The organism is Vibrio ulleungensis (assembly GCF_016900875.1).
GTDB lineage: Bacteria > Pseudomonadota > Gammaproteobacteria > Enterobacterales > Vibrionaceae > Vibrio > Vibrio ulleungensis.
Map to the genome: position 1 here is coordinate 226,899 of NZ_JAFEUM010000004.1, position 25,241 is coordinate 252,139.

General features: G+C 45.5%; 23 protein-coding genes and 1 pseudogene. 3 read left to right on the plus strand and 21 right to left on the minus strand.

Going from position 1 to position 25,241, the window contains the following annotated elements:
- The first annotated feature begins 1 nt into the window (after window position 1).
- On the plus strand, window positions 2-1,186 hold the full coding sequence (locus tag JQC93_RS11855; protein WP_205158657.1) for an NnrS family protein: 1,185 nt from the start codon (window positions 2-4) through the stop codon (window positions 1,184-1,186).
- An 11-nt stretch (window positions 1,187-1,197) separates the two neighbouring features.
- Here JQC93_RS11855 and JQC93_RS11860 read toward each other — a convergent pair whose 3' ends face one another.
- From JQC93_RS11860 to JQC93_RS11905, 10 genes are all read right to left on the minus strand, one after another.
- Entirely contained in the window at window positions 1,198-1,767 is a 570-nt protein-coding gene (locus JQC93_RS11860; RefSeq protein ID WP_205158659.1) for a GNAT family N-acetyltransferase, read from the minus strand.
- Window positions 1,768-1,924: 157 nt separating this feature from the next.
- A complete protein-coding gene (gene aroG, locus JQC93_RS11865; RefSeq protein ID WP_205158661.1) occupies window positions 1,925-2,977 on the minus strand; it encodes a 3-deoxy-7-phosphoheptulonate synthase AroG in 1,053 nt (350 codons plus the stop codon).
- 176 nt (window positions 2,978-3,153) lie between these two features.
- Entirely contained in the window at window positions 3,154-4,236 is a 1,083-nt protein-coding gene (locus JQC93_RS11870; RefSeq protein ID WP_205158662.1) for a DUF1513 domain-containing protein, read from the minus strand.
- Between the two features lie 3 nt (window positions 4,237-4,239).
- The gene (locus JQC93_RS11875; RefSeq protein WP_205158663.1) at window positions 4,240-5,313 is read right to left on the minus strand and encodes an imelysin family protein; all 1,074 of its coding nucleotides are present in this window, start codon (window positions 5,311-5,313) and stop codon (window positions 4,240-4,242) included.
- A gap of 12 nt (window positions 5,314-5,325) precedes the next feature.
- On the minus strand, window positions 5,326-6,690 hold the full coding sequence (locus JQC93_RS11880) for a di-heme oxidoreductase family protein (protein ID WP_328834607.1): 1,365 nt from the start codon (window positions 6,688-6,690) through the stop codon (window positions 5,326-5,328).
- A 176-nt stretch (window positions 6,691-6,866) separates the two neighbouring features.
- Window positions 6,867-8,132 (minus strand): imelysin family protein, encoded by a 1,266-nt coding sequence (locus JQC93_RS11885; protein ID WP_205158664.1) that lies wholly within the window; start codon window positions 8,130-8,132, stop codon window positions 6,867-6,869.
- Window positions 8,133-8,336: 204 nt separating this feature from the next.
- Window positions 8,337-9,461 carry a sn-glycerol-3-phosphate ABC transporter ATP-binding protein UgpC gene (gene ugpC / locus JQC93_RS11890; RefSeq protein WP_408068600.1) on the minus strand — a complete coding sequence of 375 codons (1,125 nt, stop codon included), beginning with the start codon at window positions 9,459-9,461 and terminating at the stop codon, window positions 8,337-8,339.
- A gap of 91 nt (window positions 9,462-9,552) precedes the next feature.
- Window positions 9,553-10,395: a sn-glycerol-3-phosphate ABC transporter permease UgpE gene (ugpE, locus tag JQC93_RS11895; protein ID WP_205158666.1), complete on the minus strand. Its 843-nt coding sequence runs from the start codon at window positions 10,393-10,395 to the stop codon at window positions 9,553-9,555.
- A gap of 14 nt (window positions 10,396-10,409) precedes the next feature.
- Window positions 10,410-11,291, minus strand: coding sequence for an ABC transporter permease subunit (locus tag JQC93_RS11900; RefSeq protein ID WP_205158667.1), 882 nt, complete (start codon window positions 11,289-11,291; stop codon window positions 10,410-10,412).
- A gap of 276 nt (window positions 11,292-11,567) precedes the next feature.
- The gene (locus tag JQC93_RS11905; protein ID WP_205158669.1) at window positions 11,568-12,860 is read right to left on the minus strand and encodes an extracellular solute-binding protein; all 1,293 of its coding nucleotides are present in this window, start codon (window positions 12,858-12,860) and stop codon (window positions 11,568-11,570) included.
- 182 nt (window positions 12,861-13,042) lie between these two features.
- Here JQC93_RS11905 and JQC93_RS11910 point away from each other — a divergent pair, with 182 nt between their 5' ends.
- Window positions 13,043-13,519, plus strand: a complete 477-nt coding sequence (locus tag JQC93_RS11910) for an AAA family ATPase (protein ID WP_205158670.1) — start codon at window positions 13,043-13,045, stop codon at window positions 13,517-13,519.
- A 2-nt stretch (window positions 13,520-13,521) separates the two neighbouring features.
- Here the strand turns inward: JQC93_RS11910 and JQC93_RS11915 are convergent, their stop codons facing one another.
- The 7 genes from JQC93_RS11915 to JQC93_RS11945 all read right to left on the minus strand — a co-directional run bounded on the left by JQC93_RS11915 (window position 13,522) and on the right by JQC93_RS11945 (window position 20,239).
- Window positions 13,522-14,382: a hypothetical protein gene (locus JQC93_RS11915; protein WP_205158671.1), complete on the minus strand. Its 861-nt coding sequence runs from the start codon at window positions 14,380-14,382 to the stop codon at window positions 13,522-13,524.
- A 63-nt stretch (window positions 14,383-14,445) separates the two neighbouring features.
- Complete coding sequence (locus JQC93_RS11920; RefSeq protein ID WP_205158672.1) at window positions 14,446-15,414, minus strand: hypothetical protein; 969 nt, start codon at window positions 15,412-15,414, stop codon at window positions 14,446-14,448.
- A gap of 120 nt (window positions 15,415-15,534) precedes the next feature.
- Window positions 15,535-16,662 carry a glycosyltransferase family 4 protein gene (locus tag JQC93_RS11925; RefSeq protein WP_205158673.1) on the minus strand — a complete coding sequence of 376 codons (1,128 nt, stop codon included), beginning with the start codon at window positions 16,660-16,662 and terminating at the stop codon, window positions 15,535-15,537.
- A gap of 160 nt (window positions 16,663-16,822) precedes the next feature.
- Window positions 16,823-17,737, minus strand: a complete 915-nt coding sequence (gene cyoE, locus JQC93_RS11930) for a heme o synthase (RefSeq protein ID WP_205158674.1) — start codon at window positions 17,735-17,737, stop codon at window positions 16,823-16,825.
- The gene (locus JQC93_RS11935; protein WP_236009520.1) at window positions 17,730-18,869 is read right to left on the minus strand and encodes a COX15/CtaA family protein; all 1,140 of its coding nucleotides are present in this window, start codon (window positions 18,867-18,869) and stop codon (window positions 17,730-17,732) included. The genes cyoE and JQC93_RS11935 overlap by 8 nt, the downstream gene beginning before the upstream one ends.
- 9 nt (window positions 18,870-18,878) lie before the next feature.
- Window positions 18,879-19,466: a cytochrome oxidase biogenesis cluster protein gene (locus tag JQC93_RS11940; RefSeq protein ID WP_205158675.1), complete on the minus strand. Its 588-nt coding sequence runs from the start codon at window positions 19,464-19,466 to the stop codon at window positions 18,879-18,881.
- A 53-nt stretch (window positions 19,467-19,519) separates the two neighbouring features.
- Window positions 19,520-20,239, minus strand: a complete 720-nt coding sequence (locus JQC93_RS11945) for an SURF1 family protein (protein WP_205158676.1) — start codon at window positions 20,237-20,239, stop codon at window positions 19,520-19,522.
- A 64-nt stretch (window positions 20,240-20,303) separates the two neighbouring features.
- Between JQC93_RS11945 and JQC93_RS11950 the strand changes: the two genes are divergently transcribed.
- On the plus strand, window positions 20,304-20,528 hold the full coding sequence (locus JQC93_RS11950) for a DUF2909 domain-containing protein (protein WP_205158677.1): 225 nt from the start codon (window positions 20,304-20,306) through the stop codon (window positions 20,526-20,528).
- A 27-nt stretch (window positions 20,529-20,555) separates the two neighbouring features.
- Here JQC93_RS11950 and JQC93_RS11955 read toward each other — a convergent pair whose 3' ends face one another.
- The 4 genes and pseudogenes from JQC93_RS11955 to coxB all read right to left on the minus strand — a co-directional run bounded on the left by JQC93_RS11955 (window position 20,556) and on the right by coxB (window position 25,010).
- A complete protein-coding gene (locus JQC93_RS11955) occupies window positions 20,556-21,440 on the minus strand; it encodes a cytochrome c oxidase subunit 3 (protein WP_205158678.1) in 885 nt (294 codons plus the stop codon).
- A gap of 10 nt (window positions 21,441-21,450) precedes the next feature.
- Window positions 21,451-22,179 carry a cytochrome c oxidase assembly protein gene (locus JQC93_RS11960; RefSeq protein WP_205158679.1) on the minus strand — a complete coding sequence of 243 codons (729 nt, stop codon included), beginning with the start codon at window positions 22,177-22,179 and terminating at the stop codon, window positions 21,451-21,453.
- A gap of 14 nt (window positions 22,180-22,193) precedes the next feature.
- Window positions 22,194-23,753 (minus strand): annotated as a pseudogene (gene ctaD, locus JQC93_RS11965) (cytochrome c oxidase subunit I); the annotation flags it as partial.
- A gap of 93 nt (window positions 23,754-23,846) precedes the next feature.
- Window positions 23,847-25,010, minus strand: coding sequence for a cytochrome c oxidase subunit II (gene coxB / locus JQC93_RS11970; RefSeq protein ID WP_408068601.1), 1,164 nt, complete (start codon window positions 25,008-25,010; stop codon window positions 23,847-23,849).
- Window positions 25,011-25,241 lie beyond the last annotated feature (231 nt).

Below are 25,241 nucleotides of genomic sequence, written 5' to 3' on the forward strand. Positions count from 1 at the left end.
CATGATCAATATTACTGACAAATCCAAAGAAGAGGCGATTTGGCCACTATTTAGACTTGGGTTTCGACCATTTTTCTTACTTGGGTCGCTTTATTCCATCATCGCTATTATGGTTTGGGTTATCGCATTTCGAACCGGTCAACCTGCGCAATTGCAAGTTCCAGCAATTTGGTGGCATGTACACGAAATGCTGTTTGGTTTTGCCATGGCTATTGTTGTGGGCTTTGTACTTACTGCCGTGCAAACCTGGACAGGAATACCCAGTGTTAAAAGTTGGCGGCTTGGATTCATCGTTTTGCTATGGTGCCTACCCAGAATATTGTTTTGGACAGACACCCCGCTTTGGCTTATTTCCTCAATTGAATGTGCATTCTTAGCCGTTGCAGCGTTTGAGATTGGTGCTCGCGTGATTAAAGCTAAAAAGTGGAAGAACCTATTTTTTATTCCGCTTTTCGCAGTGGCTATTGTTGCTAACTTTGCAAGTTACGCTTCCATCAAAGGAATGCCGCCTTTTCCCCCTATCGCTGTGTGGGAAGCGATGTTGTGGTGGTTTGCACTGCTACTTTCTGTCATGGGTGGTCGAGTCATTCCGTTTTTTACCGCTAAGAAGTTTCAAGTCGAAAAAAACCAACCCATTTTATGGTTAGACTTTGTAGCGAACCTTCCATTTGTTCTGCTAATGGTGCTTGCCTTTTTCCCGGTAGCTAAAGGTCAATTAGCCATCTATATCTGCTGGATAGCAGCGGTAGCTCAGTTAATTCGTTGGGTGCGTTGGAAACCGTTTATTAGCCTTAGCGAGCCATTGGTGTGGTCGCTACACTTTGGCTACTTAGCAATACCACTCACGCTTCTCACGCTCGCGCTTGATATCTCACCCATGCTCAATCATAGCGTCATGCATTTATTGGCCATAGGCGGGCTTGGTGGGGTTGTACTCGCGATGATCACTAGGGTAAGCATGGGACATACTGGGTTTCCCATTTACCAAGGGCCCTCTATAGCGCTTGGCTATTTGTCCATTTTGGTGGCCGCGTTGCTTCGGAGCTATGGCGCGGGTATCTTCAGCGCCAATCTACTGGTGATTGTCGATATCTCTGCGCTGCTGTGGATCATTGGCTATGGATTTTATTTGATCAAGATTGCGCCTATGCTGGTTAAGCCTCGCGTTGATGGACACCCAGGCTAATCACTAAACTCTTAGAAGGTTTTTCCGGCTAAATACAGAGTACAGTCAGGCCAACTGCGACCGCTTAACGTCTTATGCAGTGTTTTTACAGAAACCCATTTCCCAGAAGTGGGTTTTCTGTCTGAGAGAATATGCACCCGTTCGCTCGCAATGTAGCCACTCGAACCATACACTTCAATGTCGCCAAACAACACCGAATGGTGAATATCCAACTGCAGCATTTTTTGCTCTGCCGCGGTCACCAATTGCTTCACCAATCCACGGCCTCGGGCCGTAGGTGCAACGGCTACTTCCGCTACTCCACCTATGACAAATGACGAAGAAGCGGTATACAATTTCTTTTCGTGGAAAGCCGCATGAGCCAGTAAAGATTGTTTGCTGTCGTCCCAAATGACAAATCGATGCATTGGAGATTCAAAGAAAAATCGTCGCTCTTCTATACACGCTTGGTCATCATCATTAAAGCAAACTCTCAGAAGTTGACGGATCTGTCGATCTTCAAATTGGCTTATATTGGTGTCACGTAGATAGTGAACAGATGTTGTTTGGTCAACAGAAAACGATGGGTGGGTCAAAGACATATCACACTCCTAAAAACGGCAATGCGACTATACGATACCTCTAAAATGAAAACTGTGGTGCAGCAATAAAAACAAAAAAATCACGCCGCATTGTAAATGATGCTTACAAAAGCGGCGAGATTCTAAAGACAGTATCGAGTTGTCTTTTGTTGTCTAATTACTTGTTGCGGCGAGCCGTCACTGCATCTGCAAGTTGGCGCAATACTTTTTCGGTATCATCCCAGCCAATACATGCGTCAGTTAATGACTGACCGTAGGTTGCTGCTTTACCATCCACCAAATCTTGGCGACCTTCAACAAGGTGAGATTCAATCATTACACCAAACACGGCGTTCTCACCTGATGCGATTTGTTCACTCACTTCGTCAGACACAACCAGTTGACGCTGGTACTGTTTAGAACTGTTTGCATGGCTAAAGTCGATCATCACTTTTTGGCGTAGTTTCGACGCCTCTAGCTGCTGTTTAATGTCGGCAACATGCGCCGCGCTGTAGTTCGGCTCTTTACCACCACGTAGGATAATGTGGCAATCTGGGTTACCAGCCGTTTCTACAATTGCTGAGTGACCATACTTAGTTACTGACAAGAAATGGTGCGACGATTCTGCTGAGCGAATCGCATCCGTTGCAATCTTGATGTTACCGTCAGTACCATTTTTAAAGCCCACTGGACAAGAGATACCTGATGACAACTCACGGTGAACCTGAGACTCGGTAGTACTTGCACCGATAGCGCCCCAGCTAATCAGATCCGCGACGTATTGCGGCGTGATCATATCTAGAAATTCACTGGCAGTAGGTAAACCCATGTCAGTGAGGTCAAGCAGTAGTTTGCGACCAATTCTTAGTCCATCATTAATTTTAAAGGTATCGTTTAGGTACGGGTCGTTGATTAAACCTTTCCATCCAACAGTAGTACGTGGTTTTTCAAAGTAAACACGCATCACGACTTCTAGGCGATCACCTAATTCGTCACGCAGCACCTTTAGCTTTTTGCCATATTCTAGAGCGGCTTCAGTATCGTGGATTGAGCAAGGGCCAACAATAACCAGCAGTCGGTCATCTTCATCATTGAGAATGTTGTGGATCGCTTTACGAGCGTTAAAAGTAGTAGAAGAAGCTGTTTCTGTTGCAGGAAATCGTTCCAGAACCGCTACTGGAGGTAAGAGTTCTTTGATTCTGGTAATTTTTACGTCATCGGTTTGGTACATCTACACTGCTTCCTTTAGTTAGTCGCTCAATTATTGTACTCAGATCAAATTAACTAGGTCATTTGTGATCTGTTTCTCGTAACTTAACCACTTAAAACAAGATGTGCAAACACTTTTTTAGTCAAAAGGCAATAAAACAGCAAAAAGTAAAGTTTACACGGAGTGTATATAATAATTTACACCCAAATGAGATGATTGTCCCACTTCAGTGCAGAGTGGTGAACGGTACGCATCACACCGCGCTGGATCTGCTCAACATTCCCAAACCCCGTTGACACAAACCCTTGGGTCTCGTTAGTCGCAACTCCACACACATCAGGGATCTGGATGACTCTTTTGATTGCTAACGTCCCGCGGTCAAATTCTAACAGTTGATTCCCCACAGGACTTGTTGCAATGACTGAGTGTTTATTGGTCATTACACTACCGATATATCCCTTACAATCAAGCCATTGAGTTGCGCTCGCAGACAACGGCATTGGCTTCTTCCCTAGTTGATGCGACCATACAAGAGGCTCGAACAATGGATCGTTATCTTGATATTGAACGGCAAAAAAAACAGTGTCGTCAGCGGCAACATCTAAATGGCGGATAGACAGTTGCGAAAGATCTAAGCTTTGGCGTTCAATGAACGTACCGTCGAAATGATAATAATTAAGGCTAGGCGACATGGTATCTAAATTGGTTTTCTCTCGCCCCTTTGTATGGATCCCACCTACCGCAACCACCAACCGATCTCCAGACAAACGTGCAATTTGATGCGGGCCTATTCCATCAATCGCTATTTCTCCGACTTTACGATAATCACTATCAGCCGCGTAAACCCCAATCACACCCTCGCAGGTTTCAGTAACACCTTCACTGACAAATAGGCGCCTACCGTCTTCAGAGTACACACCATGACCATAAAAAAATCGCTTAGAGGTTGCGTCAATAGTGGTTATCTGCTGACCAGTGTATGCATCAATGATCTCCACATACTGACCAGGGCGACGTGCAAACACCGCGAGATGATTATGCTCAGCATGATGGGCGAAACCGTGCCCACGAGCGCGAAGAGGCGTTTGAAACACCATCTTTCCAGTACTATCAATGGCGGTAACTGCGTGTTCACCTTGATCGTTTTGGGTGCTGCCAATTAACAGATTAGTCGACGTAGAACGAAGCCCGTTGTTTGCGGTCAATGATGTGCATCCAAGTGAACCTGATAACACTACCCCACCGACTATCGCTTGTATCAGCTCTCTTCTATTCAACACCGCTTAGTCACCATCTGTTGCGTTAAATCCGATAGTGACACCTAACGCCTGAGACGCCTCCTGGGTTAACAGGTAGTCTAGGTAATCTAACTGGTTAAAGGCGTTGAGCGCCTGTCGATAACCTGATTTAGTCGGTAGTTGTTCAAACAGTGATTCATCCGATGGCCATTGCTCTATGGTTTGTGCTAATGCCTCGGTGATCCGAGAGGCAACGGGTGAGTCAATCGCTTCTAGCGACGAGACAATGCCACCCTCGACCATTAGCGTCGATTGAAGTTGTAGTAGATTGGCCTTTAAATTTGAATAGGACGTTTGAGAGCGCCATGATTCGGCAAAATAAGGATTCGGCTTACCTATTTTAGCTAAGGGCAATGACAGCTTTTTTAGCATGAAATCCAACTGGTTGTTAACCATCGAAAACATCTCTTGCTGCCAGCGCTGATTGTCTAGCTCTAACCATGGATTTTGTTGCCATGCCGACGCCATTGTTGAAGCTGTGCTCACAGTATGAGCCGATATAGAAGCCATCAATGCACACCTTTGCTCTGCTGAACTGGCTTGCGCTGCAGGATCAAATAACAACCATTCTACCGCGCCTAGCCCTTGAACGGTCACACTGCGATTAGCGAGTTCACTCGGGTCTATATAGGGCTCATTTTTCAGCAGTTCACTCATTTGGCGACCAAGGGTATTTTTCTTATCTGGCCAAAACTGCATCGACCAGTTTTGCTCCAACGCTTGCTGTGGTCCTCGCTCTTGGCCTTGCAATGCCATCCAAGAGGCCATCGCACTGTGCCATGGTTCAGTGATGGCCTCTGGCTCTACTAAGCACCAAGTATTCACCGCGTGATGAAGCGCTGATGCTTTGTGCCACAATTCGGTCGAGCGTGCGTGCTGCAACTGATACATAGGTTGACTAACATGCGAACGGTTATCCATGCTAAACGCATTGGTTGAATACTGCTGAGATACCGTAGCTTCATCCTGCGAAGCTGTGCAGCCAATGGCTAAAATTAATACCACACTCGCCGCTACACCCTGCAAAATAGGCTTAGCTTTACTGTTTCGTAATGTCATAACAACGCCCCTTTATAACGACGATAGAAAATCAATCAGAGCCGCGCGCTCTCGCTCACTAAACGCCAATACCGTTTGTTTGGATGCTTCTGCTTCCCCACCGTGCCAAAGCACCGCTTCCATAAGGTTTCTCGCTCTTCCATCGTGTAAGAAATAGGTGTGTTGGTTTACTTCTTGAGTGTAGCCAATTCCCCATAGCGGGGCAGTTCGCCACTCTCGCCCATTAGCAATAAACTCGCTACGATGATCCGCCAAACCTTCTCCCATGTCGTGAAGCAATAAGTCGGTGTAAGGGTGTATAGTTTGCTTAGACAGAGCAGGACGATCAGCGATTTTTGCGGTTTTCACATTCACTTTATGGCAAGACTCGCAGCCACTGCTTTGGAACAGGGTTTGTCCAAGCTTCACCGAAGGATTGTCTACATTACGTCTAGCTGGAACCGCTAAATGCTGCGAGTAAAACTCCACAAAGTCGAGTATTTTGTCGCTCACCTCTGGCGTACCGCCATGGGGCAAGTCGGTACAAACTGACTGTTTCGCCGAGCAGTTTTCGCTTGGAAACAATCGACTGGTTAAACCAAGGTCACCATTGAATGCGCCTGCGTTTTGCTGCATTAGACTTGGCATTCCGGCTTTCCAACCAAATCGTCCAATAACGGTAGCCTGCTGCTCAATATCCCATACCTGATTCAGTGTGCCAGAGATCCCGTCACCATTTTCATCATCCATGTCTTGCCAAGCTAATAACGTTGCTTCAGGAATGGCTTCGAGCAAGCCTAGTCCAATCATAGGTGGGGCGACGCGGGCAGACATTTCTACATCGGGATGCATAGGGCCATAGTTTAGCTGTTCTATCCTTAAGTGCGGTTTTCGTAACTCAACTTGGTGTCCATCTGAAAATGTCTCAACGACTTTGGTGTAGTCGATTACGATCGATCCTTCGGGAGTAGCGTTAGTAATTGAAAAGTCTTGTAACTGCCCGCCATAGGTTGGTTCAGGTAGATTCCCTGACTGGATTAGTTCTTTTTTTTGTTCGAGGGTTAACGCAGGAATAGAGAGTCGAACTAACATCGACACAGCTTGCTCTTCTCCTTCTTCTGGTGGGTGCCCACGGCCATCTTTAATGTGGCAGTTTTGGCAACCATTAGTATTAAATAACGGACCGAGACCATCACGAGCATCGGTAGAAGCAGGTGCTTCCACCCATGGATTGCGAAAAAAACTGTTGCCGACGCTGAAGTCCAGACGTGCACTCATAGGCAGATTAGACGCTGGCATCGAGTAGGCGTTGTGCCCTTGCTTATTGGTGGTGGTTTTACCACCGGACTGTTCACCGTAGGCATGAACAGAAGCAATAGGAGCGACTAAGCCCAATATAAGAGCCCATTTGGGAACGGCTGTATGCAAGCGAAAGTACGAAGACTTAGCAGATTGAAGAGTTGCAAACACAAAATCAGAGGATTGAATTGTCACGAATGCTTCCTGAAGTTTTTATATATTATGAAAACGCACAAAGGGCTCATATAGAGCCCTCTAATTTATTGATGTTTTGTTTAGAAATCGTGGTCAGCGGTATCAGGGCTTAGGTTGTCTACTCCGACGATAGAAGCGACTTGCTCTATTGCAGCTGTTTGCTGCACCAACGCGATGATGGCGGAATTTACAATCTCATTACCCGACTGATTTTGCGACGCAATCAGTTGGTCAAAGTGCTGCCCTTGCTCTGCGGCAAACACGAGCTGACGAACTTCAGAACGAGTGTTGTCAAACTGCGATTGAATCTGCTGAGCTTGCTGCTTATCGTTTTGCGTGACGAGATCGTGAAGGCTTGGGCCACTTAGCAATGAGCCGTCTTGACGAATATACAGGCCTGTGTAGACGTTGTAGATGCCTTGCTCATTGTAGTAATGCGAGTTGTGCGTGTTATCCGAAAAACAGTCATGCTCATCTTCGGTTGAGTTCGCTTCCAACGCCACTTTCATGCGCTCTCCAGCCAGTTCACCCAGCGACAAAGAACCCATACCAAAGAGCATTTTACGTAGGCCTTCATCGGTTGATTCAGCCAACAGCTCACTACGGTAGTTGGAGCTTTGGTTTGGGCTCCACTGAGCCTCCATCCACTTTAGATCATCCACCAATAACTGAGTCACCGCAGTAAGGTAATCGCTACGGCGATCACAAGCCCCATTGGTACAGCTTTCACCTACTACAAAATCGGTATAAGCGCGATTACCTGCGCCGGCATTAGTTCCATTGAGATCTTGGCCCCACAGCAAAAACTCGATCGCGTGATAACCCGATGCGACGTTTGCTTCTGAGCCACCAATTTCATTTAGACTGGCAATCAGCTCGGGAGTGATGGTTGACACATCGATGACATCGCCACCGACTTGAAGCTGCTGATTAGCAATAATGTTTGCCGTTGCTCCGCCATTACCCATTTCAAAGTGATAGTCGGCATCGACATAATCGATCAAGCCTTCATCCAAAGGCCAGGCATTAAGCTGCCCTTCCCAATCATCAACGATGGCGTTACCAAAACGGAACACTTCAGATTGTTGATAGTGAACTCTTGCCTTTAACCATGCTTGTTTAGTCTCTTCAAGAGCCATCGCCGATGGGTTGGCAACAAATGCTTCTACTTGGTTTTGTAGCGCTTGAGCTGTGATGCGAGAATCTTGATAGACAGCATGAGCCAAATCAGCGTAATGCGTGATAACTTGTTCGCTCGTTACCGTTGGCGCTGCAAGCGCAAATGTCGAGCTTAGAGTTGCGGTTAGACCTACACCAACCAATTGGGCTGTGGAAAATGTTTGCATGTTTCAATCCCTGAGTGAAGTTAAGTGATAATTGTTATCATTTGTTTCAGGGGATTATAAAAAGGTTACAATTTATTGCAATAGTTAATGATAACTATTTTTATTAAGTTTTGCATCACGGGCGTTTTGTCCACGTGATGCATTGGATTATGGGCTATGACTTGATGCCGTTACGTCAACTGCACCAAGAGATTCAAGATGCGGCTATGCAATAGCCATGCTCTTCGCGTCATTGAATACTTCCCGTTCAACATGTACGCGCTTTTTATCGCGGTCAAACAGATGTAAGTGGCGCTTAGCAACAATAAACTTTAGAGGCTGATTGATTTCTAAGGGTACTTCGGGGGTCACTATAGTCAAAGTTTGCCCCATCCACTTTCCGTGCACTAATTGATTCGGACCAAGAGGCTCTATGACCGATACGTCCATGCTCATCTGAAGGCTGTTATCTATTGGCTCTAGGCTTGCACTTTCTGGGCGAATCCCCACGGTTACTGGGCCATTTTCTGTTGAAATGACACCATTCAAGTCGATAGTCTGCTTGTTTAAGGTGAGTGTATTTGTCACCATTTGAGCGTCTAAGAAGTTCATCGCTGGGCTACCAATAAAACTTGCGACAAACATACTCGCCGGCTGATGATACACCTCTGAAGGCGTACCTATTTGTTCAATCACCCCACCATTTAGCACCACTATTCGGTCCGCCAATGTCATGGCTTCAACTTGATCGTGGGTCACATACACGCTAGTAATGCCGGTTTTGCGCTGCAGTTTCTTAATTTCTAAACGCATGTGCGCTCGCAACGCCGCATCTAAGTTAGACAATGGCTCATCAAACAAAAATAGCTTAGGCTGACGAACAATCGCGCGCCCCATAGCAACCCGTTGTCTCTGCCCTCCCGACAGTTTTGCCGGTTTACGCTCTAGGTACTCTTCAATTTTTAGAAGCTTCGCAACATCCTGAATTTTCTGATCAATTTCTGCCTTGTCAACACCACGATTTTTCAATCCGTAAGCCAAGTTGTTGTAGACTGTCATGTGTGGGTAGAGAGCATAGTTTTGAAATACCATCGCAATGTCTCTCAACGCCGGTTTTTCTTTGTCCACACGTCGACCCGCTAAATGAATCTCGCCTCCAGTTATGGCTTCTAAACCTGCAATTGAGCGCAATATTGACGACTTACCACAACCAGATGGCCCTACCAAGACGATGAATTCACCTTGTTCAACATTGATGTCGACACCTTTTACTGCGACATGTCCGTTCTCATAGGTCTTTTTTAGTTGTTGAAGGCTTAACATTGTGTTCTCCATTGTGGTTCTTTGCATGTTCGAAGGGTTCTTAACTGACCGTCTACGAGCAATTGGGTTGAGTGGTTTAACGTTGGTCTTTTCCATGTCTTTGAGGGGGTCTGTTTGTCTACTTCTCACTTTCAACCAACCCTTTAACAAACCAGCGTTGAAAAATAATCACAACTAAAATCGGGGGGAGCATTGCTAAAATCACCATCGCGAAGGCGTAGTCATAACGGGGTAAACTGGTTTCGCTGATGTTAGACAAAATCTGTTTTATACCCATCACTATGGTGTTGTAGCTTTCGTCAGTCGTCATCATGATGGGCCATAGATATTGGTTCCAACCATCAACAAACATAATGATAAAAATTGCCGCCATCATAGTGCGAGACAGTGGCATCAAAATGTCGATCAGAAAGCGAAATGGTCCCGCATTATCCAGTTGAGCAGCTTCGAGAAGTTCATCAGGAACGGTTCGAAAAAACTGACGAAAGAAAAAAGTGGCGGTTGCGGATGCAATGAGCGGGAACACCAATCCAGAATAACTGTTCAACATACCTAGCTTGGCGACGACTTCGTAGGAAGGAATGATCCTAACTTCAAGCGGTAGTAGTAACGTGACAAATATAAGCCAAAACCACAGCGTGGCGTAAGGGAGTCTAAAGTACACCAGTGCATACGCCGCAGTGATCGCGATAACAATTTTACCAATAGCAAAACCCAGCCCCATAATCATCGAGTTGATCATCATGGTTTTAGCGGTCACCGCTCCGGAAAACCCAAGACTATTGGTCCAAGCTTCATGATAAATGCCAATAAGGTTGTCGCCGATCGTCCACTGCAACCCATCCGAAATAATAGTATTTGGATCGTGTGTTGAGCTGGCGAAAATAAGCCAGATAGGGGTGATCATAAATAGCACACCCGCAATCAGTATTAGATGATCAGACCATGCGTGTCTTTTCATTGTGGTCTCCTCGACTAATAGTGAACGCGTTTTTCAACAACGCGAAATTGAATATACGTAAGCATGAGCACCAGCAGCAGCAAAACAACCGATTGAGCTGAGCTCCCCCCTAAATCTGCGCCAACAAACCCATCGCGATACACTTTGTAAACCATCGATGTTGTTTGCCCGCCAGGGCCACCAGAGGTCATGGTGTCTATTACCCCAAAGGTGTCAAAAAACGCGTAGGTTAGGTTGATAACCAATAAGAAAAACCCAGTCGGTGCCAGCAGAGGAAAAGTAATGGTCCAAAAGCGTCGATTGTCACTGACACAATCAAGCATTGCCGCTTCTCGGACTGCGTAAGAAATCGACTGCAATCCCGCTAAGAAGTAGATAAAGTTGACCGACACTTGCTTCCATACTGAAACAAGGATCAATGCGACGGTGGCATCTACAGGATCGGTTTGAAAGCTAAAGCTCCAACCCATGTAATCGAAAAAGTCGGTGAGCACGCCGATATGCGGGTTAAACAAGAAGCTACCCATAATGCCAGCGACAGCGGGAGCAACGGCGTACACCCAGGTTAATGTAACTCGATACGGCCCTTTACCATGCAAAACATTGTCTGCTTTTACCGCCAACAACAGTGCTAATGCAAGTGATAAAAACGACACTGTAATGGCAAAAAAGACGGTAAAAATTACCGAATCAATATAGTCGGACGACTCGAGAAGGATCTGGTAGTTTTCCATACCAACGAAGGTTGAGGACATACCCCAGGGATCTTCTAGCATGAACGAGAGGTATACCGCTTGTGCTGCAGGGTAAACAAAAAAGACCGCAATAATGGCGATTTGCGGCAGTAGCAAGGCATAACTGATTGGGGAATGCTGAAATTGTTGTCGACGGATCACAGTAGTACTCAATACAACGAATAGAAATAAACGATACCAATCGAAGTCATTAACTAATCAGAAAATTGCGCTGAATAAATCGCTGAGAACAAGGCAAAGATGGTCGTAAACAGTGGTTCTATCTACAAAATCTTTAACGCCGTTATCAGTGACATTAACTAGCAAAAATGATCAGGTAATGGCTTTGGTTGGTATGAATTGGGGCAGGTTTCCCTACCCCAACCTAGGCAGATTATTTACGTTAAGCAAACAACCTGCACGAGACGAGAGCAGTGGTTACTGCACTGTGCGAGCAAAGCGCTCTAGCAAACGCTCACTTTCTGTCTCTACTTTATCCAAGCTGTTTTCTACGCTTGAGCGACCAGCAAAGATGTTGTCGAACTCACGATGCATAACTTCACGGATTTGTGGGTAAAAGCCTAAACGATACCCTTTTGTCCACTCGCCTGCTGGTAAGCTCAATTGCTTCACACCCACTTCTGCGTCAGGTGATTCGTTGTAGTAGCCAGATGCTTTCGTCATCTCGTAGGCCGCGTTTGTAACAGGGACATAACCGGTAGTTTTGTGCCAGTACATTTGCGTTTCTGGTTTAGTAAGATGCGCAAAGAATGCTGCTACTGCTTGATCTTGCTTGGTGTCATGGCCGCTTAGGGCAAACAGTGCCGCACCACCAATAAAGGTGTGACTGCCTTCTTTTGCTACCGACTCCCAGTATGGTAGGTAAGTAGTACCAAAGTCGAATTCAACGCGATTACGCAACCCACCAAATGAACCTGATGAACCCATCCACATAGCCACTTCTTGGCGCTCAAATGGGGTTTGGTTTGCATCCCAATCGCTGCCGTAATATTTGTAGTAGCCTTTGTCTGACCACTCTTTTAGTTTCGCCACGTGCATTTGCATGTCGTCGGTGTTGAACATGATTTTAGTTGGCAATCCTGTGTACCCGTTCTCTTTGTCTGCCAAAGGTAGGTTGTGTCGAGACTTAAAGTTTTCGAACATGATCCAAGGCGTAAGAGACTGAGAAAAGCTTGCGTAGCCCTGCTGCTTTAGTTTTTCAGCAACAACTTCAAGCTCTTCATAAGTTTTAGGCGCATCAACACCCGCTTTTTCTAGCATATCTTTGTTAAAGTACAGCACTGGTGTTGAGCTGTTAAATGGCATACCGACCATTTTACCTTGGTTGTCCGCATAAAAATTACGAACACCTGCAAAGTAGTTGTCTGAGCTAAACGAGTAGCCAGAATCAACCATTATATCTTGTACAGGTTTAGCCACACCAGGAGCATTCATAATAGTCGCAGCTCCAGCATCAAACACTTGCAGAATGTTTGGTGCTTCACCTGCACGAAATGCTGCAATACCTGCCGTTAATGTTTCGGTGTAATCACCTTTATAAACAGGAGTAATTGCGTACTCATCCTGAGACGCGTTAAAATCAGTCGCGATTTGATTGACTGTTTCACCTAGCTGACCGCCCATCGCATGCCACCAAGTAATTTCGGTAGTGGCGAATGCACCTGTTGAAAGTGTTGCAGATAGCAGTCCTGCTACGTATAGCTTGTTCATCGTTTATTCCCTTTGGTTTTAACGGAGTTTCGAACGAAGGTTCGCTTTTTTCGTTTGCCAATATACTGAGAACTTTACGTGACAGTTTCTTTCCATAGAGGTTGCGTTTTTGTGAACTCTCTATGTCTATTCAATGACAACCTAGCTATCGCGGTGTCGCAGCATTTTTTAAGGAACACAGAATGGCAACAATTTACTTTATTTGCGGATTTATTGGCTCAGGAAAAACCACCTACTCCAATCAATTGGCAGAGCAAAAAAAAGCCTACCGCTACAGTGTTGACGAATGGATGATCCCTTTGTATGGCGAGCATATGGAGCGAGAGATCTTTGATCAACGCCTGCACACCCTACAAGAGCTGTTTAAGCAGTCTGCATTGCAGCTATTGTCATTGGATGTACCTGTGATTTTTGATTTTGGATTTTGGAACAAGCAAGAGAGAGACGAGTTTAAACGCTGGGCCACCGAAAACCAGCTAGAGTACGAGTTTGTCTATTTGGACGTCCCCTATGAAACCTGTCAAAAACGAGCAGTAGCACGCAATCAGGAGCGAGGAGATAAGGCATACGAGATGACCCCCGAAATGCTAGACATGTTCTGGTCTTGGTTTGAAGTGCCAAGTTCTACGGAAATCACAATTTGGGAAACGACCGACTAAGCCTATTTAAAGAACTTGCTCCGATAGTAATCAAAGATAGAACGTAATCTGCGCCAACGGGTAAATAGAACCTCTTTTGGTGCTTTAACTGGATGATACAAACAATTTGTTTGTGTTCCTGCGGCAAAAAAAGCCGGGTTACAAATAAACGTCCCAAATTGTTGACCATTTTGACTATAGCCTAAGTAGTGCTTATCCCGAAATTCTGACGTAACAAACTCGCCGCTTCCTCCTATGTCGAGAATTTCGAGTCCTTCTGTCTGCATTATATAGGGATACGTCATCTCGAAGTGGCCACCTAGACCTTTGCTGTAAGCATGAATAATGCTCTTAAACGCTTCATTGGAGATGCGATTAAAGGGTAAAAACGCTAAGTACTTGGGCAAGTCACTATTATATTCCCCAAACACAAACATGTTGGCGTATTTCCAATCGGCAAACGAGCGTGCTTTATGAGTACAGAGAAGTGCCGCATCTTGCGTTTGCAACTCGGTGACAAGCTCGGACATGCAACCGGTGTAAACTACGTCATCTTCGCAAAAATAATAGTAATCGAACTCTGAGTGTTGGCGATAAAAAAGCAGGTGATTATAATCTGCATTTCCCGGAATGAAGATCAGCTTACCCGAGCTGTCAAACCGATGCTTAGATAAAAATTCTAGCCCAAGAGCTTGCGTCTCATCCCATGTGTAGAAAGGGATACCTTCAAACTCTGTTTGAGCAGCACGAGTTCCATAACCACAAATGAATAATTCAACATTGTCTAATTTTGATAGCTGCTGTTTAAGTTTTTTGACATTTTTACGAGTTTTACTCGGGTTATTTGTCAAGTATACGAATGCTACCTTGGCAGTATTAGACATAGATTAAGTTCTCTCACTCCTTTGATGTGTTTCCAACATAGCGACTGACATTTTCTCGGTTGCTCAGTCACTAACAGAAACAAACTCTTGATCCGATTTAGATTCGAAAAGATCATTAATGCACATGTATGCCAGCATTCGATAATAATCGTTTGCGTGTCTGTGTGTGCCAATGAAGTGAACCAATGTAGGTGTATCTTTTTCGTTATCGACAAAAGGAAAGCCATAATTTTGGTACGCAGGCCAAGGCGCGATTTCTACATCGTCAAATGTCGACAGCAATATATTACTCGTCACTTGCTCAGTCCCCCAACGTCGCCAATTATCGCTGCCTACTGCTGACTCCATGATTTCAGAAATACTGCTCATGACTTGCTGGGTAATACCCTGCTTGGGAAAACCCGTAAATCCAGAACAACCGCGCACATAGTGATCGATATATTTAGGCACCAGTTTATCTAGATGAGACTCGCTCGTTCCTTGAATATGCGTGCTATTCCATGAAGTGGCGAGCTTAGCCATTGCTAAGGCATCAACAGGCTCGGCGTAATTTGGTCCGCCAATTAGAAAAGGTTTATTGCTGGTGATTTTTTGCTTCACAAAGTCTACATCACCTAATGTAAGCGTGTCTGAGTCTAATTGGATGACATATTTATCTTGGCTCCTTTGCACCACATAGGATAAGCGCTCCCATGTACCACCTTGTGGGCACCCCATAAGTTCAACGTCAGAAATTGGGATTATCTTAACCCCGCGGAAATGACTGCGGTATGCCTCGATATCGTCGGCAGTTAAACTTCCATCGTCAATTAATTCAAGACCGCATTCGTCAAACTTAGATAGGAAGGTCTTTAGAGAAAGCAACGACATTTCTACCGCTTTATGGTGCACTTGAGAGACGACAATTAGATCTGCGTCTGGAGTCACCTCCACCGGCGGCGTGTCATACACCCGTTGCACTATTTTTTTAAATCGAGCTCGTTCAATTCGATGTGGTATTGAGCGTATTTTCTCGATAATTGATTGAATCATGTTGTACTTCCTTGATAATAATTTTTTTACACAACATCCATGTGGTAACGCTAAGTTTCTACACAAATGCGTCGCCACAGGTTCAGGAACGCTTCTAAGTGCCACACAGGCACTCCTGTTCTAAGACAATGTTTGCAGTAGTAGCCTTTCTAACCCTTGCGATTGACTATCAATAGAAAAATTGTTGCGTGCACGCTCGGGTCCCCGCAGGTGTGCTTGTTGTCTCGCGAGTGGATCATCCAGATACTTTTGTATCGCTTGGGTGTACTTTTCTTCATCCAAATCATCCACAACAACGCCTATTTCAGGTGTGATTTGTTCTAGTGCACTATCACTCTTGACAGCCACCACAGGGGTACCACACCCCATAGCTTCAGTGATGGCATTCGAGCAATTTTCATTCAAACTAGCATGAATAAACACATCGGCTTTACGCATATATTTAATGGGATTATCACTGGCCCCAACAAACTCGCACCGGTCCTCAATGCCTAGCTCTTTCGCGTAAGCAATAGCGTCTTCAAGTTGTTCGCCACCGCCTACATGAGTGTAACAAATATCATTGCGCCGCTTAGATAAGCTCTGAATCACACGCAACAAAAAGAAAATATTTTTCTGGGGGCGTAGTTGAAACACACTGACAATGTTCTTAACTGTTGAGATTGATTCTTTGCGGACTTCGATCGGGAAAATAGACGAATCTATTCCGTTGCGAATATAAGTGACCTTGCGCTGCGGGATACCAACAGAGGAGGTTAATTTTGATTGCCCGATGCGCGTAATAGCGATGTATTTTGATGCTGAAAACAACCCAATCTCATGAACCGCTCTTTTAAGGATGGTTCTTGGGGTGTAATCTCGCATATGCACAAACCCATGTGAGTATCGAACATAGGCTATAGGCGTTACGCCCCAAGCTCTAAAAAATGGGTTAGCGGCCCATATCAATGGGGGGTCGATATAGACGATAGTACCAATACAATTTTGTTTAAGGAAAGACTTAATTTCGGCCCTTTTTCCGAAGAAGTCGTTGCAATCGAGCTGCACGACATTAAGCGCGCAACCTGAATAGGACTGAAAAACCTCTGGGTAGGCGATAAAACAGCTAATATCAAACTGCTTCAAACTTTGAGCTAAGTGCTCGTAGGTTTGATGCGCTCGTTTTAGCATTAGCCCAGTATTGTCGGGCCAGTTCATTACAAACAAAATGTTTTTGGTTTTGTGCATAGCGTCCATGTTCCACGTCATGCTCTTTCACCGTTTCAGTTGAAAGGGCCTTTGAGTACATCATGGAAAGATCGACGTACTCAGTATCGTAAGCATGCATAAATTATATGCCCACTCTATGGAAAAACCTGCACCAGTACCGTCTCTTTACTAAGACTTTAGTTACCTACTGCAAACCGTCTTAAAGTTGCCACAACATCACGTAATGATCGACCAATAAGCACACAAACAACAGCAGCAAGTGAATAATGGAAAACTTAAATGTGGCCATCGCACTTTTCTCTGTAGCGGCGTATTTCAGTTTCCAAGCGTGGTACACAAAGCCGCCATTTAAAACGCTACTTCCGACCAAATAAAGGTCACCTGTCATGCCGACCAAATAAGGCAAGAAACAGATCAATGACAGTAACACCGTGTACAACAAAATACTGGTTTTGGTGTAGGCGATTCCATGGGTCACCGGCAACATTGGAATGTTCGCTTTGGCGTAATCATCACGACGGTGGATCGCCAGTGCCCAAAAATGAGGTGGGGTCCAGATAAAGATGATCATTACCAGTAACCACGCGTTAGCGTGAAGTTCATTGGTTACCGCTGTCCAACCAAGCAGTGGTGGCATAGCACCAGCAATACCTGCGATAACAATATTTTGGGGTGTCGCCCTTTTAAGGTATTGAGTATAAATCACAGCATACGCAATAAGACTGGCAAAGGTCAGCCAGGCGGTTAATGGATTAACCCAAAGCGCCAGCACTATGAATCCCATAACCCCAATACTGACTGCAAAGGTAAATACTCTGGCGGTATTCAATTGCCCGGAAGGCAACGGACGCTTATGGGTTCTTGCCATAATTGCGTCTATTCGTCTGTCAATAAGATGGTTAAGTGCAGCAGCCGAGCCCGCCATTAACCCTATACCTATTAACCCCATTACCGCTTTTACCGGTGGTAACGCGCCTGGCACAGCTAAGCACATCCCAACGAGTGCCGTAACAAGCATCAACATCACTACTTTGGGTTTTGTAAGTTGATAATAGCTACGCCAATTCGACGAAACCTGTGTTGACATAATGGGCATCGTTGTTGATTTAGCCATGGGACATCTCCTTTTGTTCCGGTGTTTGCACGGCGGTATTTTTTGTTGAGCTATTATCCGCAGCTCGTTGAGGTGTTAGCGTGAGTGAGCGCTGCAGTGCACGAACCTGAAACAACGTAGTAACTGTAGTCACTAAAAGCAATGAAGCCACTACGTTATGCGCGACAGCGTTAAGAAGCGGAAGGCTCATTACCACGTTGATAATGCCTAAGCCCAACTGAGTTAAAAGTAACAACAGAAGTAGTAGTGCCCAAACGGCGATGTTGGGCTGCTTATGCGCTGTGGCAAACTGAAACAGCCTCAAGATAAAAAAGCCAAAAACGAGCGTAGTGATCACTGCGCCTATGCGGTGAGTAACATGTATTGTCATTCTGGCAGGGTACTCCAACACGCCGTACTCGTAATTATCGTGCCCCAATACCAATGTGAATGCGTTCTTAAAGTCTAAATAGCTGATCCAATCTCCATTACATATTGGTAGCGAAGTACACATCAGTGCAGCGTAGTTTGACGAGGTCCACCCCCCAAGCATAATTTGAATCACCAATACCACTAACGCTGCTGCAGACCAGTGGCGCAAGCGGGTAAGCTTGGGATACGCTAACTCAGTCGACAACACATTACGCGCAGCGGACTTAATTGCAGGACGAACTTTCATTAATTGATTGTGCAACAGAATGAGTAGCGAAAATATGGTAAATCCGCCAAGAAGGTGAAGCATAACGATCACCGGCATCAGCTTGAGCGTGACTGTCCATGCGCCCAAGGCACCTTGTAGCAACACCAAAACCACCAACGACAGCGACGTTACTCCCACTTGCTCACGATTTTTCCAACCAAGAAAACCTATCGCTAAAATAAACAGCCCCAATGTCGAAGCCGCGTAACGATGGATCATTTCGAGCCACGCTTTATCCGCTTCAACAGGCCGCTCAGGAAACTTAGCTTCTGCCAGCGATACGTCGGCGTCGCTGCTTGGGACGATCAATTGTCCATAGCATCCGGGCCAATCAGGACAACCTAAACCTGCATCTGCCAGACGAGTGTACGCACCCAATGCGATCACAATCAGCGTCAAAACTGCTGCACTTCGAGTTAGCAGTAGAAATCCTTTTGCCATAGTTGTCGTCATGGCGCCTCCTTATCCCACTCGCGATAGCTTCAATAGCTTCTTCAGATCGGAAAGAAACGCTTTATGCATTGCTTGCACCGACTCAAACTCATTACTATCGAAGCTCATTACCCACTGACCCAGCTTATCGACAATAACTACTTGGCCGGACATAATAGGTCCAAAGTTAGGGAGGGTTTGAATGCTCAACGACGATTGTTGAGGTAGTAGTGACGAAGCAACCACATCGCTGTTATCGGCCACAATCAATAACGCTGAAACTCGTGGCTTATCTTTACCCACTAGCTCATAGCTCGCTTGCATCATTTCAATCTGCTTTACACACAACTGACCACACTCTTCTGGGACCAAGTAGAGCATGTGCCAAGTATCTTGAGTGGCGATAAAATCGGGCAATGGACGACTTGGATCCACCAATTGTGAATAGCTTAAATACGGAGTGATTAGATCCCCTTGATTGGTGACGCCTCCTTGATAAAGCTTCTGTGATAATACCCACTGTGCGACGACCACAGGCAAAGCAAATACCGCTATTATCGCGAGCAATTTAAGGCGACCGCTACGTTGTTGCTGTTGAAAACTGATGCTCTGTTGCATAACTCATCCTTGATTTACAGTGTAAACATTCACCGCGCACTACTGATTAATATTCAATCAACTTCTTTGTCTGCTTTATTGCGATTTAAGCCAAATCGCCAGCCTACCCAAACCATCAATCCCATAAAAACACCCGCCATCGCAAACCATTGCACTGCATAACCAAAATGCTTCTGCGAACTCATAGGGAAAGGTTTCCAAACCATAGGTTGAGACCAGTCATTAAGAGACGTCGGTTGTATAAATACCGGCCAAACGCTCTGCTGCCATTGAGACGAAAGGTAGCCTGGATTAATGGATTGTACGCGGAGCAAATCCATAGAGCCCTGTTGAAAAACTTCAAGGGACTGCTGCTCTGATAGGTGGTTGATGGATTTGCTGTATAAGCGAGCGCTCAAGTCGGTCTCTTGGGTGAGTAGCTCCACATTAGGAAGCTGCTCTCGTCTCGGTGGAGCAACAACAAACCCAAGATCAACTAACACCAGTTGGCTTGTGTGCTGATCAACACGCCAATACATGGGTTGATAGACGAGATATCCTACCTTTCCATCTAAGGTTTGATTATCTAGTAGCAAAGCAGGTTTGTCAGACGGGGATAATTGAGCCGAAATATTCAGCCCGTAGTATTGCTGCTCGTTTAGCATACTGGTGTCATCCATCACCGTCTGGAGTGGCACCGGTAAGGCCAATGAGCGATCGTATAATTGCTGTTCTAGACGTTGTTTTTGTTGGCCACGATCCAATTGCCACATTCCTAATTTGACCAACAGCAAAAACAATCCCAAAGTTAACAACAACAGCACTACAACCTTAACGCTCAATAATCGAGGCGCAGATATGCCAGTCTGGATATTCAAACTGCTTTTAGTACTTCTACTGCTATTCATTGTCATAAACTTAGGTATTGCCCTTTTTAAAATGGTCAGTACATCTCAATCTGCTCAGTCTAAAAGTATGAGTCACTATCTAGGCCGCCGGGTGATGCTGTCTGTTTGCGTTGTCATATTTTTACTTATTGCACTGTCTATGGGCTGGATTGCTCCTAACCCAAGACCTTACTAACGGCAAGTCGTTGTCTCATAGCTATGGCTATAAAACGTAAACGAAAATAAACAAACACAACCAAACCACATCAACGAAATGCCAGTACCAACTTCCGGCTTGGAATGCGAAATGATCTTTGCCCGTAAAATGCCCTTTTGCGATGCGCCACAGTAAAATCATCAGAAAGATGGTTCCCAAGCAGACATGAAAACCGTGGAATCCCGTCAGCATAAAAAAGGTATTGCCGTAAATACCGCTCTGTAAGGTTAAATCAAGATCCTGATAAGCGTGAGCGTACTCTTGCACTTGATAAAACAAGAATAAACACGCCAGTATGATGGTTAATTCAAGCCAGACTACGAGTGCAAATCGGCGATCTTTTTCCATCGATACATGTGCAAAATGTAAGGTCACCGAAGACGTCAGCAATATAAGAGTGTTTTTAAGAGGCAGCCCTTCCCAAGACATCGCTTGAGTAGTTACCCCAGATGGCGTAGTCGTTAATGGCCAGATGGCTTCAAAGGCAGGCCAAAGCACCTCATGGGTCATGGCATTATTATCAGCGCCACCCAACCAAGGAACAGAAATCATACGAGCGTAAAACAGCGCCCCAAAAAAAGCGCCAAAGAACATGACTTCGGAAAAGATAAACCAACTCATACCTTGTCGAAAAGAGATCGAGATCTGTTGCGAATAAAGCCCTCCCATCGACTCTTGAACAACGTTAGTCAACCAGCCCGCTAAGATATACAGCAGCATTAAAAAACCAGCGCCAAGTATCCAACGACCCAAAGCGCCGCCAGTTTGTGTATCTTGCACCGTAACACCTGCACCTACTGCCACCAGAAACAACGCAATAGCCGCTAAAATCGGCCATTGGCTGTGCGTGGGCACAAAATAAGTTTGGTGTTCCGTTGGATTACTGTTCATAGTGCTTTCCTTAATCCTTAAGGTTAAGTATGAGCGACAATCTATCGCTAAATTGTAAAAGAGTTTCTGTATCCGATAACACGGCTGTCGCCTTTGTTCCTACTTGATCAAAAGCTCCCCACATCGAGTCACCATCTGTAAGTGACGACGTTTGAGAGATCACCTCTTGCGATGAATTCACCGCTTCGGTGATATCGAATAAGGTATACGACAGGGTTAAAGTGTGAATGTTGTCGGGTACATCAGGCTCGATATAGAACAACAGCCCCATGTCTGTCTGCTGTTGAGCCGCCAATGGCTGTTGGTTAAAGCAGAAACACTCAACTTTATTAAAGTAGCTCGCCCCCATTCCAGGCGAAACGGACGGAACAGCCTGCGCGACCATGGCTTGCTCGGTGCGATTTTTAGCGACAAAGTGGGTTTGAATCACCTCTCCTGGGTGCACATCTATCACTTGCTTGTTTGGATAGAAATCCCAATGCATGCCAGAATTTATGTGAGACATCAGTTCTATACGGATCACCCGCGAGGTATCGACTTCAAGCGCATTAGGTATCGTCGCCGCTACTTCTGACGTTTTGCCATTTATGCCCAACTGTTCGCACATAATGTCGTAGAGCGGTACCAAGGCATAGCCAAAGCCAAACATCGCCACCACCCCTAAAAGCAGTTTCATAGTCAGTTTAGAATGAACTGTACGTTGTGATTGCTCTTTGTGGGGTAACTGATGTTTTGACATGATCCTATCCTCAACTAATCCACTTTAGGCGGTGTTGAAAAAGTATGATGGGGAGCTGGGCTTGGAACTGTCCACTCTAGCCCCTCCGCTCTTTCCCATGGTTTCGCAGCTGCTGGTTCTCCGCCACGAACACACTTGATCACAATGTACACAAACAGAAGTTGGGACAATCCGAATGCAAAACCTCCAATCGACACAATTTGGTTTACATCCGCAAACTGAATTGCATAGTCAGGAATACGTCTTGGCATTCCTGCAAGGCCCAAGAAGTGCATAGGGAAGAACAGTAAATTAACTGAGATGATCGACAGCCAGAAGTGCCACAGACTTAACTTATGATCGTACATATGACCTGTCCATTTAGGCAGCCAATAGTACGCCGATGCCATGATTGAGAATACCGCGCCAGACACCAAAACATAATGGAAATGCGCAACCACAAAATAGGTATCGTGATATTGGAAATCGGCCGGAACAATGGCCAACATCAACCCAGAGAAACCACCAATGGTGAATAACACAATAAACGCAATAGCGAACAACATCGGCGTTTCAAAGGTTAACGCCCCTCGCCACATTGTCGCCACCCAGTTAAAGACTTTGACCCCCGTAGGCACGGCGATCAGCATGGTGCAGTACATAAAGAACAGCTCGGCGAACACGGGCATGCCTGTGGTAAACATGTGGTGCGCCCAAACTAAGAACGACAGCAAGGCAATACTACAGGTTGCGTACACCATCGAATGGTAGCCGAACAGTTTCTTACCACTGAACGCTGGAATGATTGCCGACACAATACCAAACGATGGCAAAATCATAATGTACACTTCGGGGTGACCAAAGAACCAAAAGATGTGCTGAAACATCACTGGGTCACCACCACCTGCGGCGTCAAAAAAGCTGGTACCAAAATACTTATCAGTGAGTACCATGGTGACCGCTCCAGCCAATACCGGCATGACGGCAATCAATAGAAATGCGGTGATTAACCACGTCCATACGAAAAGTGGCATTTTCATTAACTTCATTCCTGGCGCACGCATATTGAATATGGTCACGATGACGTTAATGGCCCCCATAATGGAGCTAATACCCATAATGTGAACAGAAAACACAAACAGCGCTGTACTATCAGGGCCGTAGGTGGTCGACAGCGGCGCATAGAAGGTCCAGCCAAAATCGGGGCCTCCACCTGGAAGGAAGAGAGATCCGATTAATATTAGAAAGGCAAAAGGCAGTATCCAAAAACTTAGGTTGTTCATCCTTGGCAGTGCCATGTCTGGCGCGCCGATCATCAAAGGGATCATCCAGTTAGCAAGGCCGGTAAATGCAGGCATAACGGCGCCAAACACCATCACCAACCCATGCACTGTAGTCATCTGGTTAAAGAACTGTGGCTCGACAAACTGCAAACCTGGCTGGAAAAGCTCGGCTCGAATGACCATCGCCATTGCGCCACCAGTAAAAAACATCAGGCACGCAAACCACAAATACAGCGTACCAATATCTTTATGGTTTGTAGAAAACAACCATCGGCCTATCCCTTTGGGCGCTGCGTGATGATCATGGTCATCATGCCCGTCTGCCACACCTGGTTGATTTTGAGGATCCAATATATCGCTCATAATACGATCTCGCTTCCCTATTCTTAAAATCCTAAGCCGCTGCTACTGCGCCGCTCTATCACTGACATCTTTTGCTTGTACTGTGTCGCCAGTGTCATTGCCCCACGCATTCCTTTCGTAGGTCACTACAGCTGCAATCTCCTCTGCAGTGATCTGATTTTCGAAGGCTTGCATTGCCGTGCCTTGCGCGCCGTACACCACAACATCGATATGTGCGCCAATGTCACCCAACGCAATTGGGCTGTTTTTGAGTGCAGGGAACACCCCTGCCAAACCTTCTCCATTTGCCTGATGACAAACGGCGCAACGCTCGAGATACACTTTTTCACCAAGCGTCATCAGTTCGTCCATGGATAGAGTTTTTTCCAATGCAGCAGCTTGTTGTTGTTCTGCTTGCTTAGCTAACTCTTTTTGTTCGGCAAGCCAGACATCAAATTCTTCAGGCTCGACTGCGTGTACGACTATTGGCATAAAGCCGTGGTTCACCCCACACAACTCGGTACATTGTCCACGGTAAATACCTGGCTTATCGATTCGAGTCCAAGCTTCGTTAATGAATCCTGGGATGGTGTCTTTTTTAACCGCGAAATCGGGAATCCACCAAGAGTGAATGACGTCATCTGAGGTCAACAAAAAGCGAACTTTTTGACCAATGGGCAACACTAAAGGCTTGTCTACCTCAAGTAGGTAATGCTCACCTTTAGGTTCGTCACCAGAAATCTGTTCATTTTTAGTCGACAGTAAGCTGAAAAACTCGACGTCTTCCCCAAAATAGCTGTAATGCCATTTCCATTGGGAGCCGGTTATTTTGACTGTGAGGTCTGATTGAGACGTGTCTTCCATCGCAATCAAAGTTTTGGTCGCAGGGATCGCCATACCAATGAGTATCAGTACGGGAATAACGGTCCAAATAACTTCCACTTTGGTACTTTCATGAAAGTTCGCGGGAACAGCTCCCCTCGATTTTCGATGCGCAAAAATGGAATAGAACATAACCCCAAACACCACAACCGCAATGGCGACACAAATGTAGAAAATCAGCATGTGTAGTTCGTACACATCCTGACTAATCTGTGTGACACCTTGTGTAAGGTTATATGAAGATTGACTCACTGCATCAGCACGCACTGTATTGCTCACACCCAATAGGGCGAAGCTCAACATAGGCAATGCCGAACACAAGCGAGTATTCAGTAATCGCTTCAAAAGATCTCTCCTTTGCCTGCTTATTCTTTACAAAACCGTTACAAGTGTCTACTCACTCGCAAGGTTTAGGAGCCTTCCTAGCTCTAAATAAGCCCAAATCAAATGGTGTACAGGACCAGATTACCGCTTAGCGCAGTCCCAAAATCATAATGTTATAGTTATGTTAATAAAGGCTAGTTAAGAATTGAGCTTCTGCAAGAGACAACCGCAAAAAGTTGTCACTGGTCGGAT

What these genes read in the sequence shown, in the direction of transcription:
- JQC93_RS11955 (WP_205158678.1), bottom strand. Translation starts at nt 21,440, where the DNA reads ATGAACAGTAATCCAACGGAACACCAAACTTATTTTGTGCCCACGCAC.
- JQC93_RS11885 (WP_205158664.1), bottom strand. Translation starts at nt 8,132, where the DNA reads ATGCAAACATTTTCCACAGCCCAATTGGTTGGTGTAGGTCTAACCGCA.
- cyoE (WP_205158674.1), bottom strand. Translation starts at nt 17,737, where the DNA reads ATGGCTAAATCAACAACGATGCCCATTATGTCAACACAGGTTTCGTCG.
- JQC93_RS11905 (WP_205158669.1), bottom strand. Translation starts at nt 12,860, where the DNA reads ATGAACAAGCTATACGTAGCAGGACTGCTATCTGCAACACTTTCAACA.
- JQC93_RS11940 (WP_205158675.1), bottom strand. Translation starts at nt 19,466, where the DNA reads ATGCAACAGAGCATCAGTTTTCAACAGCAACAACGTAGCGGTCGCCTT.
- JQC93_RS11960 (WP_205158679.1), bottom strand. Translation starts at nt 22,179, where the DNA reads ATGTCAAAACATCAGTTACCCCACAAAGAGCAATCACAACGTACAGTT.
- JQC93_RS11935 (WP_236009520.1), bottom strand. Translation starts at nt 18,869, where the DNA reads ATGACGACAACTATGGCAAAAGGATTTCTACTGCTAACTCGAAGTGCA.
- JQC93_RS11910 (WP_205158670.1), top strand. Translation starts at nt 13,043, where the DNA reads ATGGCAACAATTTACTTTATTTGCGGATTTATTGGCTCAGGAAAAACC.
- JQC93_RS11860 (WP_205158659.1), bottom strand. Translation starts at nt 1,767, where the DNA reads ATGTCTTTGACCCACCCATCGTTTTCTGTTGACCAAACAACATCTGTT.
- JQC93_RS11920 (WP_205158672.1), bottom strand. Translation starts at nt 15,414, where the DNA reads ATGATTCAATCAATTATCGAGAAAATACGCTCAATACCACATCGAATT.
- ugpC (WP_408068600.1), bottom strand. Translation starts at nt 9,461, where the DNA reads ATGCAAAGAACCACAATGGAGAACACAATGTTAAGCCTTCAACAACTA.
- JQC93_RS11855 (WP_205158657.1), top strand. Translation starts at nt 2, where the DNA reads ATGATCAATATTACTGACAAATCCAAAGAAGAGGCGATTTGGCCACTA.
- aroG (WP_205158661.1), bottom strand. Translation starts at nt 2,977, where the DNA reads ATGTACCAAACCGATGACGTAAAAATTACCAGAATCAAAGAACTCTTA.
- JQC93_RS11915 (WP_205158671.1), bottom strand. Translation starts at nt 14,382, where the DNA reads ATGTCTAATACTGCCAAGGTAGCATTCGTATACTTGACAAATAACCCG.
- ugpE (WP_205158666.1), bottom strand. Translation starts at nt 10,395, where the DNA reads ATGAAAAGACACGCATGGTCTGATCATCTAATACTGATTGCGGGTGTG.
- JQC93_RS11950 (WP_205158677.1), top strand. Translation starts at nt 20,304, where the DNA reads ATGCCAGTCTGGATATTCAAACTGCTTTTAGTACTTCTACTGCTATTC.
- JQC93_RS11925 (WP_205158673.1), bottom strand. Translation starts at nt 16,662, where the DNA reads ATGACGTGGAACATGGACGCTATGCACAAAACCAAAAACATTTTGTTT.
- JQC93_RS11875 (WP_205158663.1), bottom strand. Translation starts at nt 5,313, where the DNA reads ATGACATTACGAAACAGTAAAGCTAAGCCTATTTTGCAGGGTGTAGCG.